We start from the raw sequence: 19,642 nt of genomic DNA, 5'->3' as shown, positions 1-19,642 counted from the left end.
TGACGTTAGCTCCAAACCAAACGTTGTCCAAATCATTTTTGGACGGTAGATAGAAAAACAGAATGGCATGTAACCATTCTGTTTCGTGATGTTAACGGATGTGGATTTTACTTTACTTTTTCTCTTGCGAGCAACTGAGAAATTACGACAAGAATCAAAGAAACCACCAACATGACCGTTGCAAGAGCATTCACTTCCGGTGAAATACCCACCTTAACCATCGAGTAAATTTTCAATGGTAGGATTTCATACGTTGGACCTGTTACGAACGAACTAATAATTACGTCGTCCAGAGACAGGGTAAAGCTAAGCAGCCAGCCTGCCGCAACTGCTGGTTTTGCAAGAGGAAGGATGATCTGCTTTAAGATAACCCATTCACTTGCACCAAGATCTTTTGCTGCTTCCAACATCTTCACATCGAAGCCATTTAAGCGGCTGTATACGGTTACCACCACAAATGGCAAACAGAAGGTGATGTGGGCAATCAATAGAGTAAAGAAGCCCAGCTGTGCGCCTAATACTAGGAACAGAGCAAGTAATGAAATCGCCATGACAATATCTGGAGACATCATTACGACAAACAGCATGCCGTTTACAGCACCTTTGCCTTTGAACGAGTAACGGAATAGGGCAACAGCTGTTAAGCTACCAATAATAGTAGCCGCTGTTGCAGAAAATACCGCCACGTTCAATGAGTGCCATGCAGCCTGCATTAGGCTGTCGTTGTTGACTAGGGTTTCATACCATTTCGTGGTGAAACCACCCCATTTCATACCAAATTTATTGGCGTTAAATGAGTTTACGATTAGTACAACGATTGGCAGATACAAAAATGCATAAACCAACGCCATAAAGCTAAATCTAACTGTGCGTCCCATTAGTCTAGCTCCACTTTCTTATTCAATAATTTGCCTGCTCGGTAGTAAGCGTAAAGCATTACAGCCATTGCGAAGGTGAGGGCGATACTGGTCGCAGCACCAAATGGCCAATCACGAGCGTTCAATACTTGGCTCTTAATTACGTTACCAATCAGTAGGTTCTTCGCACCGCCTAGAAGATCTGAGATGTAGAACATACCCAGCGCAGGTAGTAGAACCAACAAACAGCCACCGATAATGCCAGGCATTGTCAGAGGTAGAATCACTTTAGTAATGGTTTGGAGCTTGTTCGCACCGAGGTCTTTTGCTGCCTCGATGTAAGTGTTGTCCAACTTCTCGATTGCCGAGTAAAGCGGCAGAATCATGAAAGGAAGTAGGATGTATACAAGACCAATCATTACAGCCGTTTCGGTATACATAATACGCAACGGCTTGTCGATGATTTCCATTGCCATCAGCGACTTGTTCAAAATGCCCTGTGTACCGAGAACAATCTTCAATCCGTAAGTTCGAATCAAAGAGTTCGTCCAAAATGGTACGATCACCAAAAACAGCATAAACGGACGCCATTTTTCAGGCATTTTCGCTACGATATAAGCAAACGGGTATCCAATGACTAAACACAACAACGTTGCCACAATTGCCATGTAGAACGAGTGCATCAGCACTTTCGCATACAGTGGGTCCAGCAGACGCAAGTAGTTGTCGAAAGTGAATGTCATTTCGATTAAGTTTGCTTCATCACGCGTTAAGAAACTGGTACCAATAATCATCACGTTTGGTACCAACACAAACAGTGTTAGCCAGCCTACGATTAAGGCAATGATCGCGTTCTGAAGATTAATCTTCTTGCTTATCATTGAGTACTACCTCCCAGCTCTCAACCCAAGTGATAGCGACTTTCTGGCCAAGTGAGTGGTCCACATCAGGATCATCTTCGTTAAAGAATTCGCTTACCATTACACGCATACCTGAATCCAATTGGATAACAGAATCTAACGTCATACCTTTATAAGTACGCTCAGTTACGTGACCAACAATGCCTTTTTCTTCAGACTCTTTGATTTCTTCGATACGTAAGTCTTCAGGGCGAAGTAGTACTTGTAGTTTGTCGCCTTTCTGTGCTTCCTTATCGTAGTAAACGACGGATTCAACACCTTCAATTTCTGCGCGGATGCGTTTGTCATCGATGCGCTCTAGCATGGTTGCATTGAATACGTTGATCTCACCAATAAAGCGAGCAACAAACAGGTTCTTAGGCTCTTCGTAAATCTCACGCGGAGAGCCATCTTGTTCGATAACGCCATCACGCATCACGATAATGCGGTCTGACATCGATAGGGCTTCTTCCTGGTCGTGTGTTACAAAGATAAAGGTAATACCAAGTTGACGCTGAAGCTGCTTCAACTCGATCTGCATTTGTTTACGCAACTTGTAGTCCAGTGCCGATAGCGATTCATCGAGCAGAAGTACTTTTGGTTTATTAACAACTGCACGAGCAATTGCGATACGCTGTTGCTGGCCACCAGAAAGTTGGTGCGGTTTACGCTGTGCCATTTTTTCTAGACGAACCATACGTAATGCTTCCATTACTCTTGGTTCAATCTCTGCTGCAGGCGTTTTTTGCATACGAAGACCAAAAGCGACATTCTCATATACGGTCATGTGTGGAAACAGTGCGTAACTTTGAAATACCGTGTTGACGTGTCTCTGCTCAGCAGGAACCTGTGTTACATCTTGGTCATCCAAAATGATTTGACCGTTATCTGCCGCTTCAAAACCAGCGATCATTCGTAAAACTGTCGTTTTACCACAACCAGAAGGCCCAAGAATCGTCAGAAACTCACCATGATTAACATCCAGATTTAAATTACCGATGATTTCCTTACCATCGAAACTTTTACTAATACCAGATAAACGAATAACTGGCTTTCCTGCTTGCGGTTTTGCGTTCAACGTCTGTATTTCCCCCACGTTCAAGCTGGGATAATCCCAGCTGATGTGACACTAGCCATTCACTTTTGAGGCGCGCATCATAATCACCAAAATTGTGAAATTAAAGCATTTTCTTATCTTGAAACAGAAAAAATTTTGCAGGAAAAAGTCATCATTCCTTACCATACTGTTTTTATAAGATTAATTGGCATTTAAACACAGTTTGATAGCACTAAGCTCTGTACAATAATTGTTTTCAATTTCATAACCTTGTGAGTGGTTAATTATCAACCATACAGTTGAGATTGCAAGGATAGTACGTGAGTTGTGATGTTAGATGTGGAAAGATTTCTTTATAATAACGGCCACATTAATTGACTGGAATTCCAGTGAAAATTTTACAAGTTAATCTTGGATAAACTATGAACGACGATTTTGAGAAAGATTTCAATCTTGGGGGGAGTGTAGAGCGAGCTTTGTCTGGCAACTACGAGCTTAAAGCTGGGGCTGTTTTCAATGAAGCTTGGCGAGCAACCATCCAGCACTTTTTATCCTTTTCTCCTGCTATTATTGTATTGCTTTTTGTCCAGTTAGGTATTTTCTATATCGCATTACAACTGCAGTTGGGTGATCTGACCGTTATTCTTGATGCATTTGAGAATCCAGAATCATTCACTAACGATATTGTGTCTTCTATTTATGTCGCGAACTTTAGTTATGAGGTGATCAGCGCCCCAATTTATGCAGGGATCAGCTTGATGGCCATGAGCCATATCGCGGGCTTAAAGACTAAATTGCGCCATGTAGGTAAAGGGCTGCAGTTTACTATTCCCGTGATCCTAGCAACGCTGATGAGCCTAATGCTGCAAGGCGTAGTTGGTATGATCTTCCCTCTACTGTCCCTGTATCTTTCTTTAGCGTTTAGTCACTCTATCTTGTTGATTTGTGAAAAAAGAGTGCCACCAATGCAGGCGCTATTGTTATCACTTCGCGCTATTAACAAGAAGATTTTTGTCGTCGCAGGGCTTTACTTAGGCGTGATGTTGATGTTTATTATCGCTGCGATGTTCTACGGTATTGGCTTGATTTTTGTGTTGCCATTCTTCTTTCATTTGAAAGGCATACTCTACCGCGAAATGTTTGGAATTAAGCTCAAGATCGTTGCAACACAGAAAAACGACAATGATCACGATGGTAACTCACAGGTGTTTGATGCCTAATTCTTTAAAATCAATAAGTTTACGAGTGGCGGCTACCTGTATAGCCGCCACTTTCATTTCTATTGGACCGTATTTACACTACGAGCAACAGTTTAAATATGTTGAGAATCCTGATGTGCTGTCCGGGACAATTAAGCATGTCGATTTGTCTCATTTGCCACACATTGGTGATATCCCTGACTTCAACGCAATAAAAGACACCAAAGAGAAAAAAGCGGCGTTTTTTGATTTTTTAAGGCCTAAAATAGCACTTGAGAATCAACGAATTCGCCATGAACGAGCGTTTCTTACTTCTTTAAAGGTGGGACAAATCACTCAAGAGCAAGAAGAGTACGCTCAGCGACTAGCGGCTCTGTATTCTTTGCCTTTGAGCGACAACAAAGTCGATCACGCGTGGTTGGGTGAAATGCTTGTGCGAGTGAATGTCTTACCAGAAGCGCTGGTTCTAACTCAAGCAGCAAATGAATCTGCGTGGGGCACTTCTCGTTTTGCCACTCAAGCTAACAACTTGTTCGGCCAATGGTGTTATAAAAAGGGTTGTGGAATTGTTCCTGCGCAACGTGGCGCAGGCAAAGCTCATGAAGTTGAAAAATTCGATTCTGTACAGCAGTCGGTTCATGGCTACTTTATGAATGTTAATCGAAACCCAGCGTATGCTGAACTGCGTGAAATCAGAGCTTCTCTAGCCGAAAAGAACAAAGACCTGTTATCGGTCGCAACGGCGTCAGAGTTAACTCATGGATTGCTAGCATATTCTGAACGTGGCATTGCTTATGTACACGATATTCGCGCTATGATTCGTCATAATAACGCCTACTGGACACAATAAAATAACGGATAAAATGAAAAAGTTAAGCCTAAGTCTATTGGGAAGTGCGGCGCTAATTCTTGTATCGCCAATAACCCAAGCTCAAGAGTACATGTTCACATACTCAAAGTTATACACCCAACTCAAAAACAACAATAAAGAAGGGCATGATGACGTGAAAGTTGGCGTCTTCTTTGTGGACGCGAAAACTAAGCAAATTTGTACAATAGAAAAAGCTTGGATGGAAAAAGAAGAGCACTATGAAGAGTTTGTTATCCCTGCTTCACAAGAGTTGCCTCTGCCAGTCGATAAAAACTTAAAGTCAGCGAATCCGTTGGTTTTTGTCGATACTCCAAAAGATACTCGCTGCGATTACTCACTTGTCGTGATGGCCAAAGAACCATTACAGGGTAACGTTTCTTACGAGCAACTTAAGCCTCTTCTACCTCAAATGCAGACGATGCTGGAAGATTTAGGCGGTATGTTTGCGGGTTGGTTTACACCTGAAGTTCAAGGTGTGACGATGGAGTTTGCAAATCAACTGAATGATAAAGTGATTTTCTCAAACGGAACCGAAAAGCCAATTGTCAATGGCAAGATACAAGTCGCACTAAGTGAAATAGGGCAAGGTGGCACAATGACACTACCAGAACCGACGATGCGAGTGCTACCTTATCTGCCTAACGCAAAGAAGTGAACACTGAGAGTTTAGAAAGGGCTGCAATTGCGGCTCTTTTTTCATTTGTGACCGTAACTAAAGTATCTTTCACACTCTTTTCTTAAAGACTCAATAAGACAAGCATTTAATCCTGCGTAAAAAGCTCGTATAATCCACGCCCCAAAGAAACCCATGTTAGGAAGTCCTAGTCGATTTATCGGCGATGTGAGAGCCCGCAATGAACCAAATAGATACAAGAAAAGAAACCCTAGAATTCAACAAGCTTCAGAAACGCCTGAGAAGACATGTTGGAAATGCCATTACTGATTACAACATGATTGAAGAAGGCGATGTTGTGATGGCATGTATTAGCGGTGGTAAAGATTCATTCGCGATGCTTGATATCCTGTTGAATCTTCAGAAAGCTGCGCCAATCAAATTTGAAGTGGTTGCGGTAAACCTAGACCAAAAACAACCGGGCTTCCCTGAGCACATTCTGCCAGAGTATTTCGAAACACTGAATATCCCTTACTATATTGTCGATAAGGACACTTATTCCGTCGTAAAAGAGAAGGTGCCAGAAGGCAAAACCACTTGTGGTCTGTGTTCGCGCCTGCGACGTGGTACGCTGTACTCATTTGCAGAGAAGATTGGTGCAACTAAGCTTGCGCTAGGTCATCACATGGATGACATTGTCGAAACAATGTTCTTGAATATGTTCCACGGCTCTCGCCTTAAAGCGATGCCACCAAAACTACGCTCTGATGATGGTCGTAACGTGGTCATTCGTCCATTAACTTACTGTCGTGAAAAAGATCTGATCAAATACGCTGAACACAAGGATTTCCCAATTATTCCGTGTAACCTTTGTGGCTCTCAAGAGAACCTTCAGCGTCAATCTATAAAAGCAATGTTGATTGAATGGGATAAGAAGACGCCAGGGCGTGTGGAAGCGATTTTTAAATCAATTCAAAACGTAAGCCCAAGCCAACTAGCAGACCGCGAATTGTTCGACTTTGTTAACTTACCGCTAGATCGCGAAGGTAACCGCGAAGAGTATGAATTTAATGAGGCTGTCGTTTCTTCGACGAATATTGATGAATCAATGTTCATCGATGTTACGAACATCTAACTCGTAAAAAGGAGGTCAATTAGACCTCCTTTTTTGTATTCAACGCTTTAACTGTCCCCAAACAAAAATCCCCCTTTATTAGGGGGATCTATTAGCGTCTGTTTGAAAGCGCTCATAAAGAGAGATTAGGTTGCTGTGTTTGGATCAAGAGGACTAATGTAGCCTTTTGGTTTTAGAGCCAATACATCGCAATTTATTTTATCGATCACGTGCTCAGCTGTATTACCAATAAAGACAGCAGAAAGCCCGGTTCGCCCTGTGGTGCCTAAAATAACCATTGCAGCATTCAAGCGCTCTGCTGCTGCTGGAATGACATCTTCAGGTAAGCCTTGCTCAACAATCGTTTGCTCTTCATCAAGGCCGTGTTTTTGGCGTAATGCTTTCATCGCAGTTAAGTGATGACCTCGAACGGCATCGGTATAAGTCGTTGGATCAAACTCAGGAAGTTCAATGGTAATGTTCGCCGGTGTAACGGGATACGCATTAACAAGGTATGGTTTGGCATCCAGTCGGGTGGTGACTTCTTTTAGTCGCTCGACCATGGCATCGTTGAGATCAATATGAGTTGGATTTTCAGAGCCTACGTGCACCGAGGCAAGAATGCTTGCTTGTTCTGGCCAATCTGCATTTTTAATCAGAAGTACTGGGATAGGGCATTTACGTAACAAGTGCCAATCGGTCGGAGTGAAAATCACAGATTCTAACACGTCGTGCTTACGTGTGCCTTTAATGACTAGGTCATGGCTGCCTGCATAGACCTCAGCGATAATTGCTTCGTAAGGACGGTTGTGCCAGACGACACATACATCAAAGTCGAAGCCATCGTTTAGATAAGGTTGAGCAATTTTACGCATCCACTGCTCACGTTGATGGATAACACCTCGACGCATAGCATCTCTTTCATCCACTGATAGCATTGACGTCATGTCATAAGAGAAATCGTAAATGGATAAAAAGAAAGTGATTCGGCTTCTAGATACACTTTTTTGAGCTAATTGAACAGCTCTTGCAAGTGCGGGCTGCTCATCATTATTGATGTCAGCTACAACAAGGATCTTACTGTATATACTCATAACTAAGCCCACTTCTATTGCAAAACCAGATACTGAATATAAATTAAATCAGTATTTTGGAGTACTTACCGTACATTTTTACTGTAGCTTAGTTTGGGTAACTTTTTGAGGACTTTCGAAAGGAATTTATGAGAAATATGATGTAGCTCATTTTCGAGCTACATCAATAATTGGGGTGTATTATTCTTTAGTTACACCAGCAAGTTCCATCAATGCATCGTGGTCTAAGATAGTGATATATTTACCTTTTACACTTAGGATCTCGGATTTCTGGAAACGACCCAACAAGCGACTGATTGTTTCCACTGTAAGACCAAGATAGTTACCAATATCACCACGAGTCATCGTTAAACGAAACTCTCTAGGGCTGAAGCCACGTTGAGAAAAACGAGTTGATAGGTTGTATAGGAAAGCCGCTAGACGTTCTTCTGCATTCTTTTTAGAAAGAAGCAAAATCATTTCCTGATCACCTTTAATTTCGTTACTCATCAAACGCATAATTTGCTGGCGAAGCTTAGGCATTTTACCTGATAGGTCGTCTAAAATTTCGTATGGGATTTCACATACCATCGACGTTTCAAGCGCTTGAGCAAAGCTAGGGTGGGAGTCACCTGTAATGGCATCGAAACCAACTAGGTCTCCGGCCAAGTGAAACGCTGTGATTTGCTCATCACCTTGCTCTGTGATCGTATAGCTCTTGATGGTACCAGAGCGGATAGCGTACAGAGATTTTAGCTCGTCACCAGCCTTAAAAAGCTCTTGTCCTTTTTGGATAGGCTTCTTACGTTCGATGATTTGGTCAAGCTGATCAAGTTCTGCCTCATTCAGAGTGAACGGGATACACAGCTGACTAATGCTACAATCTTGGCAATGAATGGCGCAACCGCCTGATTGGATACGCTTTGTTGCAGGTTTTTCAGAAATCATAACAACCTTTCACTATTTGATATACATCAATATTTTAGCATCGCTTAATCCTAAAGGGTAGCAAAAATGTCACCTCAATAGAGTTTAACGTTATATGAAACCGAGTAACTCTAAAGCTCCTACAGCAGTGTACGAACCATACCCAATAAGGATTAATGCTGAAATATTTCTAAATATTAACGATTTTTGTAATTTCTGAAAATGGTTGGCACCATATCCAATAATTAGCATTGCCGGAAGTGTTCCGAGGCCAAACGCGAGCATAATAAGACCACCGTTTATTGCGCTGCCTGAAACCGCCGACCAAGTTAGCGCAGAATAAACCAAGCCGCATGGTAACCAGCCCCAAATGAAGCCAAATGGTAAAGCATGAAGAGGGCGCTTTAATGGCAACAAACGCTTACCAGCAGGTGAGATAAAGCGCCAAATGTGCTGTCCTAACTTTTCTATTAACAGTAAACCTTGCCACCATCTAGCAATATAAAGCGCAACCAGAATCATGAACAGTGCGGCAATCAGCCTTAACCAAGCAAGAGAATGCGTTAATCCACTTAGCTCAGATAAACCTGATATTGCTCCGCCTACTAATGCACCGATTACGGCATAGCTGCTCAATCGCCCTAGGTTGTAGAAGAGTGGAATAAGGGGGGAGCTTTTACTTGTAGAAGAGCCCATGGTAAGCAGAGACGCGATACCACCACACATTCCCATGCAATGACCGGCCCCGACGAGGCCGATCATCAAAGCACCAATAAAGTCAGGAGTCATAAAGGTTGCTATTTTTTATCACTATTAGATTTGTCTTCTTCATCAAGAAGAATGTTATGTCCTTGTCGTTCTAGATCTTCAAACTGATCACTTCTTACTGCCCAAAGAAAAACGGCAACAGCAACACAAACGAGAACGATAGCGATGGGAATCAATATATAAAGACTTTCCATGTTTGCTTTCTCTACTTATTTCTCTTTGAGCAGGCGCAAAGAGTTAGATACAACGATAATTGAGCTTGCAGACATGCCAACTACTGCAATGTAGGGAGCCACTAAACCAGCGACAGCTAAAGGCAAAATTAACAGGTTGTAACCCAAAGACCAAGCCAAGTTTTCTCGAATAATCTTTCTTGTACGCAGTGCAAGCAAACGTGCCTCTAGTAGCTTTTCGAGATTATCCCCAAGTAACGTCATATCTGCAGATGCTTTAGCGACATCCGTACCACCGCCCATTGCAACAGAAAGATGAGCTCCGGCGAGAGTAGGTGCGTCATTGATGCCATCGCCAACCATCATTGTGATACTGTCTTCATCAAGACTCTTAAGGTACGCGAGTTTGTCTTCTGGTTTTGCTGACGCAACGACGTGATCGATACCAATTTCATTCGCTACAGGTCGAGCGTTTGAGAGAGAGTCACCTGTTAGCAGCGTTGTCTTAATTCCAGCGTCGGCAAAACGTTGAACAAAGGCTTTGCTTTCTTTTCGGATAGGGTCGCGGTAGTAAAAACTAGCGACATGCTCGCCATCAACTGAAAGATAGACCGCGTGGCTTTCTTCGCTTTCCTTGCCTTGAACAAAAGCCGCACTGCCTATCTTAACGACTTTGCCATTCCAGATCCCCTCAATCCCTGAACCAATCACGTTTTGCACTTCATACACAACAAAGTCATCATTGGCGTAACTTGCAAAAGAGCGAGCGATAGGATGGTTTGCATGAGCTTCTAATGCCGCGGCTAGAGAGAGACAATCTTCTTTTGGAAGATCACTCAACACTTTTGTATCACAGATCTCAATATCGCCTTTCGTTAGAGTACCTGTTTTATCTACAACTAAGTGGTTGATCTTACATAGCGTCTCGAACACATGACCTTTACGAAGCAAAATGCCAAAGTTTCCCATACGAGAGGTAGCACAGGTGAGAGCAGTTGGAGTCGCAAGAGATAGGGCACATGGACAGGTGGCTACCAACACGGATAGCATGATCCAAAACGCATCATCTGGTTTTGTTTGATGCCAGTACAACCAAGTACCAGCAGAAATAATAAGAATCGCTCCAACAAAGTAACGAGCAACAACGTCTGCAATTTCTGCGATTTTAGGTTTGGAGTGTTGAGCTTCATCTTGTAAACGCACGATATTGGAAATCATTGAGTCGGCTTTGCAACTCATGACCTCTAGCTCAAATGACTCATCACCGTTTAGTGTTCCTGCATAAACCGCATCGCCTTCTCGTTTCACAACATGTACGGATTCACCCGTTAGCATGGATTCATCAATATGAATACGACCCGAAATAACTTTGCCGTCAGCTGGGATATGTTCACCAGGAAGGACGCGAATACGATCACCAACTTTTAGAGTTTTCACTGGTATTTGCTCGCCATCCAGCGTCGTGGCGATCGCTGGGATCAACTTTAAAAGGTTACCACTCGCCGCTGCGGCTTTGCGACGCGCTCGCATCTCTAAAAATCGTCCAACCAATAGGAAGAAAGTGAACATTGAAATCGATTCGAAGAAGACTTCGCCCTGTTCTGTAACGGTTGCTATTAAGCTGGCTACGTAGGCAAAAATAAGTGCAATCGAGACAGGCACATCCATACCGAGGGTTCGGCCTTTGATGCTTCGCCACGCATTTAAGTAAAACGGAAGAGCAGAGTAGAGTAGGACTGGCGTAGCAAAGATCAGACTTACCCAACGAAAGTAATTTTTAAACTCCGGTTCTAGGTCACCAAAAACTTCTAGGTACAATGCGACGGCTAGCATCATAACTTGCATGGTAGCTAAACCAGCAATACCTAATCTGTATAAGTATTGCTTCATCATTCGATGATAAGAGGCTTCTTGCTTATCAGCTTCAAATGGTGCGGCTTTATAACCCAATTTATGAATGACAGATAGGAGCTCACTTAATCGCACCTGAGTTTTGTCCCAGGCTAGTAATGCGCGGTTAGTGGTTGTATTCACGCGGATAGACACTAACCCAGCCGTATTAGAGACTTGCTTTTCGATTAACCACGCACAAGCTGCACATGAAACGCCTTCTAAAGAAAGAGTTACTTCAGAGACATTTTCACGATTTCGCACAAATTCTGATTGTACATCTTCATTATCATAATGAATTAAAGCTTGGAGTTGCTCTGGTACTAAATCTGATTTTTCCGCAGGCGCAGTTCTATATTGATAGTAGGATACTAAGCCGCTGTCTACGATGGTTTGAGCAACCGTCTCGCAGCCAGGACAACACATCTTGCGGGATTCACCGAGTATATCAACTTTAAAATCCGTGTTGGCTGGTACATCTTCACCACAGTGATAACAGGATTCACACATATGCTTACTTCATTAACGGTGTTGACGAGGCAGGAAATTCAACTTTACCTTGGATCATCCATTGTTGGTCATGTGGTTGTAGTTCGATAAACCAAGGACCTTGAATAGATTCTTCTGCCGTTAGGCGGTAATTACCAGATGCATCCGCCGTTACGAGCTTTGTAAAGTCACGATCAGGAAGAGTACGATGAGTGAAAGTGGCCGTTAGAGCAGGGTAATGAGATAGCTTCCCTTTAGCGAAAACAATCACAACATTGTTATTTTCAGAAGAAATCTCTGCGTTAAGACCTAGGTCACGAGCGACATTCATTTTACTAATGTCGATGTTAATGCCTTTGCCTTTTTTATAGTAATCCTCGGCGACTAAAGAAACAGAGTTGTTCGAGAAAACGACCACAGTAATCACAGTCCAAACTACGACAGTAAGAGGAAGGATGATTAGGAACCACGGCCAAAATTGTTTATACCAAGGCTTTACCATAAAAAAGTTCTCAACAGCTAAATGAAAAAATGTAAGGCGTTAAATTTAAAGGAAAGACAGCCCCTATGAAAGGGGCTGTTATTGCTATGTTACTTAATATCTCAGTTACTTACTCTCTGAGTTACTTAAGCTCCAGACATAAGAGGCAACGAGCTGAACTTTATCTTCACCCAAAATGTCTTTCCACGCGGGCATTACACCTGAGCGGCCGTTCATTACGGTTTCGGTTACAGCTGCACGAGAGTCGCCAAATAGCCAATCTTGGTCTGTAAGATCAGGTGCACCGACTGCAGGGTTACCCTTACCATCAGTACCGTGACAAGCTGCACACACGACGAAACGTGCTTTACCTGCCGCTGCTTCACGAGCATTCACTTTACGACCAGATAGGCTAAGTGTGTAGCTTACAACTTCTTGGACACCTTGCTCACCAAGCGCATCTTTCCATGCTGGCATTTGACCAATACGGCCATGCATGATGGTTGTTACGATTGCAGCTGGTTCACCGCCGTATAGCCATGCATCATCAGTTAGGTTAGGGAAACCTTTCTGACCACGAGCATCAGAGCCGTGACATTGAGAACAGTTTTGCAAAAACAAACGTTGGCCAACTTTTAATGCTTCAGGATCTTGCGCAATTTCAGGAATTGGGCGTAGACCACTGTCATTGTGCGCGAGTTTACGGAATGCTTCGCCGAAGTAAGCGTCGGCATCATCCAGTTCTTTTGCATATTGGTTTAGTTGCTTGTTCTCTTGTGCTGCAGCGATGGCTTCTTTTGACTCTTCTAGTGAGCGAACGGTTTGAGCCGAACTCTGCCAGTTTAAAAAGCCCTTGAAGCTACCTAGACCTGGGAATAGGGCAAGGTAAACTGCTGCGAACACAAATGTGCTTACAAACAGGTAAGTCCACCACTTTGGTAGAGGGTTGTTTAGCTCGCGAATACCATCGTACTCGTGGCCCATGTCTTCCCCTTCCTCGACGCCCATTTTATCTTTAGCGCACCAAGTCAGGAGAATCGCACAGCCTACCAGCGTACCGACAGTAATCACGATAATCCAGAGACTCCAGAATGTAGTCATTACTTCTTCACTCCTTGGTTATTTGGGGTCGTTTGTTCTTCGTCAGCAAACACCAAGTTGGCATCTTCTTCAAAGCGTGCTTTACGCTTTTTACTAAATGCCCACCATACGATGCCGATAAAACTAGCGAAGAGTACAACGGTATAAATACTATGAATTGTACCGAAATCCATATGATCCCCTTACTTCATTGCATGACCAAGAGACTGAAGGTAAGCGATGATTGCATCCATCTCTGTTTTACCTTCTACTTCTTTAGCCGAATTCGCGATCTCTTCATCAGTGTATGGAACACCGAACTGATCACGAAATAGCTCAAGTTTCTTCTGAGTTAGCTTACCGTCTAAAACGTTTTCAGCTAACCACGGGAAACCTGGCATGTTTGACTCAGGCACAAGCTCACGAGGATCTAGTAGGTGAACGCGGTGCCATTCATCAGAATAACGACCACCAACACGAGCTAAATCCGGACCTGTACGCTTAGAGCCCCAAAGGAATGGGTGTTCCCAAACACTCTCACCAGCAACAGAGTAGTGACCGTAACGTTCAGTCTCTGAGCGGAAAGGACGAACCATCTGGCTGTGACAAACGTTACAACCTTCACGGATGTAGATGTCACGACCTTCCATCTCCAGAGGAGTGTAAGCACGCAGATTCTCTACAGGTTCAGTCGTTTGCTTTTGGAAAATCAGAGGAGTGATCTCTACAAGAGCACCCCAGCTGATAGCAAACACGATAAAAATAGCCAACAAACCGACATTACGTTCTAAGATTTCGTGGCGATTATTAGAATTATTACTCATTCTTAAATCTCCTTATGCCGGATGTGGGATAGCTTTTAGGCTTTCTTTTGGTGCACTTACCGTTTTGTACGTGTTGTATGCCATTAGGAACATACCAGATAGGAAGATAAATCCACCTAAGAAACGTACAAAGTAGAACGGATAAGACGCTTCTACAGACTCAACAAAGCTGTAAGTTAGCGTACCGTCAGAGTTAACCGCGCGCCACATCAGACCTTGCATTACACCAGAGATCCACATCGCAACGATGTAAAGAACGGTACCGATTGTTGCTAGCCAGAAATGCACATTCACGAGACCAACAGAGTACATACGCTCTTGGCCAAATAGGCGAGGTACTAAGTGATATACAGAGCCGATAGAAACCATCGCAACCCAACCTAACGCACCAGAGTGAACGTGACCAATGGTCCAGTCTGTGTAGTGAGAAAGTGCGTTAACTGTCTTAATCGACATCATTGGACCTTCAAAGGTAGACATACCGTAGAATGACAAAGAAACGATTAGGAAACGTAGGATAGGGTCATAACGAAGCTTATGCCATGCACCAGATAACGTCATAATACCGTTGATCATACCACCCCAAGAAGGAGCAAATAGAACCAGCGACATCACCATACCTAGAGACTGAGTCCAGTCCGGTAGCGCTGTATAGTGAAGGTGGTGAGGGCCTGCCCAAATATATAGAGAAATAAGCGCCCAGAAGTGAACGATAGATAGACGGTAAGAATAAACAGGACGTTCAGCTTGTTTAGGAACGAAGTAGTACATCATGCCTAGGAAACCAGCGGTGAGTAGGAAACCTACCGCATTGTGTCCATACCACCACTGAACCATCGCATCCACTGCGCCTGAGTAAATCGAGTAAGATTTACCAAGTGACACAGGAATAGCCATGCTGTTCACGATGTGAAGTACTGCTACTGTGATAATAAAGGCACCGAAGAACCAGTTTGCCACATATATGTGTGACGTGTTTCGTTTCACCAGTGTGCCGAAGAACACCACCGCATATGATACCCATACTAGCGCAATTGCGATATCAATAGGCCATTCTAGCTCAGCATACTCTTTACCCGATGTTAAACCGAGAGGCAAAGTAATGGCTGCTGCCAGGATGATTGCTTGCCAACCCCAAAAGGTGAAGGCAACGAGTGGGCCACCAAAAAGACGTGTTTGACATGTGCGCTGTACAACATAATAAGACGTTGCGAACAGAGCACTGGTACCAAACGCAAAAATTACCGCATTAGTATGCAGTGGACGTAAGCGACTGTACGTCAACCACGGCGTATCAAAGTTTAGCTGTGGCCAAACTAATTGAGCGGCAATCAAAACACCAACAGCCATACCAACTATGCCCCATAAAATGGTCACAAGGGTAAATTGGCGAACGACTGTATAGTTGTAGTTTTGTTCAAGCTGCTTTACTTGGCTCATTTGCATGCTTCCAATTTCTAATTAACTACACTTTTACTTCCAACACGACTTGCGTCGTAACACCACCCAAGTAAACTCTAGAATTCAAGTGTTATCATCACCTTATTTCCATTGCTGACTTTAATAAAAAGTGGCATTTTCAGCGTGACACTATACTTGAATTAACAATTCAATGACAGGGTAGTAACCTTACTGGCCCCCTGGAAATCATTTTTTATTTAAAAAGTTTGAAGTTTGTAACAAGGATATTAGTAATTATGCCTGCACAAAAGTTAACAAAGGCGCGACTTGCACAAATCTTAATCATGCTCAGTGTGTTAATAGGCGCATTTTTCTGGCGTACCTTTACACACGAGAGCGTTACTAGCATTGACTGTTCACAAAAAGAACGATGCGATGTAACAATTGAAGGTGAAATAATCACAATTAATCGTGACTCAACGGGAATTTCGCTCGAAACGATAAAAAGTAGCACTCTAAAAATTGATCCAAATCAATCTGGCGAATTTATCAATCTCGATCGAGAGCATAAGAAAATAGAATGGGACACAATGCCTGAATCAAAAAAAATCACCTTTAAAAAAGGCGAAAACATTGTTGTAGTTCAATTGTAAATACGATCTGTCACGAGATAATCGCAACTTCTTAATGAAATTTTCACCTTCTTACCTAGAGAAAATTGGTTGGAATGGTATAACAGCAGAGTGATACCCAATTATAAAATCGTATGCATTGCCAATCAGTTTTTACTCATATTAAAGATGAAGACTCAGCGATAGAAACGCTTAGGTCCGAACTGACACAACAGAACTTGTCTTACGTGATGTGCTACTACACGGAAGAGTACGACTTCGAGTTAATTCGAGAAGCGTTTCTTGAACATTTTCCCGGTGTGCCTTTTCATGGCGCCAGTTCATGCCAAGCAGTAATGACAGACCAGGGGTTTCATACGGGCCCAGTGATTGCGGCGCTCGCAATTTATGACTCAGGCCCTCATGCTTATGGCACTGGTATTTCTAACTATGATTCAGGTGACAGTGTAACTAGAGCCTTAGATATGGCTCTTGAGAACGCTAACCGCGTAGGAGAAGTGCCAAACTTAATACTGCTTCATGCAACTCCAGGGCAAGAGGAATCAATCATTGCATCTATAGATGAAAGGTTTGGTACGCTGATCCCAATTATTGGTGGTTCAGCCGCTGATAATCATATCACGGGAAAATGGTCTGTCATTACCACCCAAGGATCTCAAACTGCAGGTTTAAGTCTGACATTATTTTACTCCTCACAGCCTGTTGATATTGCTTTTAGTGCTGGGCACACTCCAACCAATATCAAAGGGGTTGCAACCAAAACTAACGATAGGTGCTTGCTAGAAATTGATGACGAACCGGCCCTCAATGTTTATAGAAAGTGGACAAACCATCAAGATAACCAAGTAGGTAAAAACAACCTGCTATTTACAAACTCGAGTGCTTATCCACTAGGGCGTGTCGCTGGCCACCTCTATGAGCGTCCATATTACAAATTGTCCCATCCAATTCGTGAGACGCGAGATGGAGGAATTGAGCTATTTACACTAATAGAAGAGGGTGATGAACTCACTTTGATGAAAGGAAGCAGAGAACACCTCGTTGCACGCGCCGCTAAAGTTGTAAATGCAGCCTTTAATCAAAAATTAGAAGAATCTCGAAAAATTGGGGTGATAAACATCTTTTGCGCAGGTCCTATGTTGCACTTAATGCAAGACATGAATAGCGTTTGTGAACAAATTAACCAAGAACTAGAACAGTTACCTTTTATTTGCCCTTTTACTTTTGGTGAGCAAGGTAGATTTATTGGTGGTGAGAATGGACATGGAAACCTGATGATTTCATCAGCGATATTCCATAAACCTTATGAAAGATAAATACTTAGACATATACCAACAGGAAGCGCTGCAAGAAGCGTTAGTCGAACTAAAACAGGCTAGGCAAAGAGAGCGACTGCTCGCCGATGAGAATAAAGCTATTCTTTCAGCGATATCCGCGATGAGTGAAGCAAAAAACCGGCACGAGATATTTACGGGATTAAATAATGTCCTTAAGAAGTACATCAACTTTGATGATTTTATCGTTCTAACTCGTGATGATGAGAGGTGCCCCTTCAAAACGTTGATATCGACAAATAGTGTATTTGATAACATATCTTGGTTACACGGTAACGCATCTGAGAGGGCGCTGAATGGCGAATGTATTCTGCTGTTCGAACCAGATAGGCTTGCGGAGTTTATTAACCTGAACAGCTTTATAAAAAGCCATGTAAACTCGGTAGTCCTAACGGGCATACGTTCAGAAGTAACACAAACGGTCATCTTACTTATTGGTGCTAAGAAAGGGCACTTTAGCATAGAAAATAAGGAAACCTTAAGACGCTTTCGGCCTTTAATTGAGAGGGCTGTCATCGATATTGAGACCAAAGAGAAGTTACAACGTATTGTTGAAGTGCGAACAACTCAGCTTGCTAAAGCAAGAGAAGAAGCAGAGCTTGCAAATCGCTCAAAGTCAGAATTCTTAGCGATGATGAGTCATGAAATTAGAACCCCTCTAAATTCCGTCCTTGGAATGCTCGATATTCTGAAACAATCCACCTTATCAGAAGAGCAAATCGATGCCCTGAGCCAAATGGAATGCTCAGCGGAGTTGCTTCTCGCGATTATCAGCGACATCCTTGACCTCTCAAAAATTGAATCAGGTCGCTTTCAACTCAATGAGCAGTGGGTTAATTTAAGAGACACTGTCACTTTTGTTATTTCTCAACAAAAACAAATAGCTAAGAAGAAGAGCCTTCAATTTAAACTCAATTGCATGGTAACTACCGACAAACAGTTTTGGATTGACTCTACGCGATTATCTCAAATCCTGTTTAATCTTATTGGGAATGCAATAAAGTTTACTGATGAAGGAGAAGTAAAAGTTTCAGTATCTGAGCAAGACTCCGAGCTTGTAATTTCAATATCAGACACCGGAATTGGTATATCTAAAGCCAAGCAAGAACATCTATTTACGGCATTTCATCAAGGTGATCGTTCCATCACGAGACGCTTTGGTGGTACAGGACTAGGGCTAGCAATAACCAAGCATTTAGTTGAAATGATGCGCGGCAAGATTATCGTTAAAAGTGACGAGCATGTCGGCTCAACATTTACTATTAAGATTCCCGTTTTAACTCGGTGCAATCAAAATCGTCCAGTTAAAATAGAAAACAACCAACCAATAAAAGCGATGGATCTTCTCGTAGTCGAAGATACCGAGTCGAATCAGTTTGTAATAAAGCTTATTTTAAATAAGCTTGGTCATAATGTTCATATCGCAAGTCATGGAGCAGAAGCATTAACGTTCTTAGAGGAAAATGAGGATTTAATCGACCTGATTCTTATGGATGTCTCGATGCCAGTGATGGATGGGATTACTGCAACAAGGCTTCTCCGAGATAAAGGCTTCAAGACTCCAATCATCGCATTAACCGCTCATGCGCTAGAAAGTGATAGAGATAAATGCCTTGACGCAGGTATGGATGGATTCATTTCCAAACCAGTTCGAAGACAAGATATCTTTGAAGCTATACAGCCATTTCTGTAAGTAGAAAAAACATTAATATAGATCTTAACAATCGATAGATTATTAAGATCTATATTAAGTATTTTATGGTAAATAGCCATTATGTTTAATGGTTATGCTAGAGACCTTAAATTTCAAATCCACAGGGGAATAGGAGTGCTCATTGGCAACATTTGGCGTACGAGCACTTATCATTTAACTATTCTGGGTTGAAGTTAGGTGCGTGAGTGAGTGAGTCCGCCAATCCCAAGCTCCATAAGGCATCTTCTATTTCATGAAGTGGAAAAA

General features: G+C 42.7%; 20 protein-coding genes. 7 read left to right on the top strand and 13 right to left on the bottom strand.

The annotated features are described in order from the left end of the window. Positions 1 to 107: 107 nt before the first annotated feature. Genes potC through potA form a run of 3 tightly spaced genes read right to left on the bottom strand, consistent with a single transcriptional unit; the run spans position 108 to position 2,834 of the window. Complete coding sequence (potC, locus tag B7360_RS20860) at positions 108 to 878, bottom strand: spermidine/putrescine ABC transporter permease PotC (RefSeq protein WP_005396472.1); 771 nt, start codon at positions 876 to 878, stop codon at positions 108 to 110. Continuing rightward, on the bottom strand, positions 878 to 1,738 hold the full coding sequence (gene potB / locus B7360_RS20855; protein WP_012841831.1) for a spermidine/putrescine ABC transporter permease PotB: 861 nt from the start codon (positions 1,736 to 1,738) through the stop codon (positions 878 to 880). The genes potC and potB overlap by 1 nt, the downstream gene beginning before the upstream one ends. Next, positions 1,719 to 2,834, bottom strand: coding sequence for a spermidine/putrescine ABC transporter ATP-binding protein PotA (gene potA / locus B7360_RS20850; protein ID WP_012841830.1), 1,116 nt, complete (start codon positions 2,832 to 2,834; stop codon positions 1,719 to 1,721). Before potA ends, potB begins: the two co-directional genes overlap by 20 nt. Positions 2,835 to 3,235: 401 nt before the next feature. On the opposite strand from potA, the gene B7360_RS20845 reads away from it, so the two are divergent. The 4 genes from B7360_RS20845 (at position 3,236) to ttcA (ending at position 6,631) form a co-directional block, all read left to right on the top strand. Beyond that, entirely contained in the window at positions 3,236 to 4,033 is a 798-nt protein-coding gene (locus tag B7360_RS20845) for a hypothetical protein (protein WP_005396476.1), read from the top strand. After that, entirely contained in the window at positions 4,026 to 4,862 is an 837-nt protein-coding gene (locus B7360_RS20840) for a glucosaminidase domain-containing protein (protein WP_085344524.1), read from the top strand. Before B7360_RS20845 ends, B7360_RS20840 begins: the two co-directional genes overlap by 8 nt. A 13-nt stretch (positions 4,863 to 4,875) precedes the next feature. Then, entirely contained in the window at positions 4,876 to 5,538 is a 663-nt protein-coding gene (locus B7360_RS20835) for a DUF2987 domain-containing protein (RefSeq protein ID WP_074190133.1), read from the top strand. Positions 5,539 to 5,737: 199 nt separating this feature from the next. Beyond that, on the top strand, positions 5,738 to 6,631 hold the full coding sequence (ttcA, locus tag B7360_RS20830) for a tRNA 2-thiocytidine(32) synthetase TtcA (protein WP_005377502.1): 894 nt from the start codon (positions 5,738 to 5,740) through the stop codon (positions 6,629 to 6,631). A gap of 125 nt (positions 6,632 to 6,756) precedes the next feature. Here the strand turns inward: ttcA and uspE are convergent, their stop codons facing one another. The 10 genes from uspE to ccoN form a co-directional block, all read right to left on the bottom strand. Continuing rightward, positions 6,757 to 7,704 carry a universal stress protein UspE gene (gene uspE, locus B7360_RS20825; RefSeq protein ID WP_053807422.1) on the bottom strand — a complete coding sequence of 316 codons (948 nt, stop codon included), beginning with the start codon at positions 7,702 to 7,704 and terminating at the stop codon, positions 6,757 to 6,759. 180 nt (positions 7,705 to 7,884) lie between these two features. After that, positions 7,885 to 8,631 carry an FNR family transcription factor gene (locus B7360_RS20820; protein WP_005377497.1) on the bottom strand — a complete coding sequence of 249 codons (747 nt, stop codon included), beginning with the start codon at positions 8,629 to 8,631 and terminating at the stop codon, positions 7,885 to 7,887. Between the two features lie 90 nt (positions 8,632 to 8,721). Then, the gene (locus tag B7360_RS20815) at positions 8,722 to 9,399 is read right to left on the bottom strand and encodes a sulfite exporter TauE/SafE family protein (RefSeq protein WP_085344523.1); all 678 of its coding nucleotides are present in this window, start codon (positions 9,397 to 9,399) and stop codon (positions 8,722 to 8,724) included. A gap of 8 nt (positions 9,400 to 9,407) precedes the next feature. Next, the gene (ccoS, locus tag B7360_RS20810) at positions 9,408 to 9,572 is read right to left on the bottom strand and encodes a cbb3-type cytochrome oxidase assembly protein CcoS (RefSeq protein WP_012841826.1); all 165 of its coding nucleotides are present in this window, start codon (positions 9,570 to 9,572) and stop codon (positions 9,408 to 9,410) included. Positions 9,573 to 9,587: 15 nt separating this feature from the next. Next, positions 9,588 to 11,951: a heavy metal translocating P-type ATPase metal-binding domain-containing protein gene (locus B7360_RS20805; RefSeq protein ID WP_085344522.1), complete on the bottom strand. Its 2,364-nt coding sequence runs from the start codon at positions 11,949 to 11,951 to the stop codon at positions 9,588 to 9,590. 4 nt (positions 11,952 to 11,955) lie between these two features. Beyond that, on the bottom strand, positions 11,956 to 12,432 hold the full coding sequence (locus B7360_RS20800; RefSeq protein ID WP_046875302.1) for a FixH family protein: 477 nt from the start codon (positions 12,430 to 12,432) through the stop codon (positions 11,956 to 11,958). A gap of 105 nt (positions 12,433 to 12,537) precedes the next feature. Further along, the gene (ccoP, locus tag B7360_RS20795; protein WP_005377487.1) at positions 12,538 to 13,512 is read right to left on the bottom strand and encodes a cytochrome-c oxidase, cbb3-type subunit III; all 975 of its coding nucleotides are present in this window, start codon (positions 13,510 to 13,512) and stop codon (positions 12,538 to 12,540) included. Beyond that, positions 13,512 to 13,685 carry a CcoQ/FixQ family Cbb3-type cytochrome c oxidase assembly chaperone gene (locus tag B7360_RS20790; RefSeq protein ID WP_005396487.1) on the bottom strand — a complete coding sequence of 58 codons (174 nt, stop codon included), beginning with the start codon at positions 13,683 to 13,685 and terminating at the stop codon, positions 13,512 to 13,514. The genes ccoP and B7360_RS20790 overlap by 1 nt, the downstream gene beginning before the upstream one ends. Positions 13,686 to 13,694: 9 nt before the next feature. After that, positions 13,695 to 14,315 (bottom strand): cytochrome-c oxidase, cbb3-type subunit II, encoded by a 621-nt coding sequence (gene ccoO, locus B7360_RS20785; protein WP_005377475.1) that lies wholly within the window; start codon positions 14,313 to 14,315, stop codon positions 13,695 to 13,697. Positions 14,316 to 14,327: 12 nt separating this feature from the next. After that, positions 14,328 to 15,755: a cytochrome-c oxidase, cbb3-type subunit I gene (ccoN, locus tag B7360_RS20780; protein ID WP_005396488.1), complete on the bottom strand. Its 1,428-nt coding sequence runs from the start codon at positions 15,753 to 15,755 to the stop codon at positions 14,328 to 14,330. A gap of 257 nt (positions 15,756 to 16,012) precedes the next feature. On the opposite strand from ccoN, the gene B7360_RS20775 reads away from it, so the two are divergent. From B7360_RS20775 to B7360_RS20765, 3 genes are all read left to right on the top strand, one after another. Further along, positions 16,013 to 16,369 carry a hypothetical protein gene (locus B7360_RS20775; protein WP_041852960.1) on the top strand — a complete coding sequence of 119 codons (357 nt, stop codon included), beginning with the start codon at positions 16,013 to 16,015 and terminating at the stop codon, positions 16,367 to 16,369. A 113-nt stretch (positions 16,370 to 16,482) separates the two neighbouring features. Further along, on the top strand, positions 16,483 to 17,664 hold the full coding sequence (locus B7360_RS20770) for an FIST signal transduction protein (protein WP_085344521.1): 1,182 nt from the start codon (positions 16,483 to 16,485) through the stop codon (positions 17,662 to 17,664). Continuing rightward, positions 17,654 to 19,375: an ATP-binding protein gene (locus B7360_RS20765; protein ID WP_085344520.1), complete on the top strand. Its 1,722-nt coding sequence runs from the start codon at positions 17,654 to 17,656 to the stop codon at positions 19,373 to 19,375. The genes B7360_RS20770 and B7360_RS20765 overlap by 11 nt, the downstream gene beginning before the upstream one ends. Positions 19,376 to 19,642: the final 267 nt, after the last annotated feature.

Origin of the sequence: Vibrio sp. ArtGut-C1 (assembly GCF_002105475.1) — a bacterium.
GTDB classification, from domain to species: Bacteria; Pseudomonadota; Gammaproteobacteria; order Enterobacterales; family Vibrionaceae; genus Vibrio; species Vibrio diabolicus.
The sequence above is the reverse complement of the archived record's forward strand: the minus strand, read 5'-3'. Positions and strand labels throughout refer to the sequence as shown.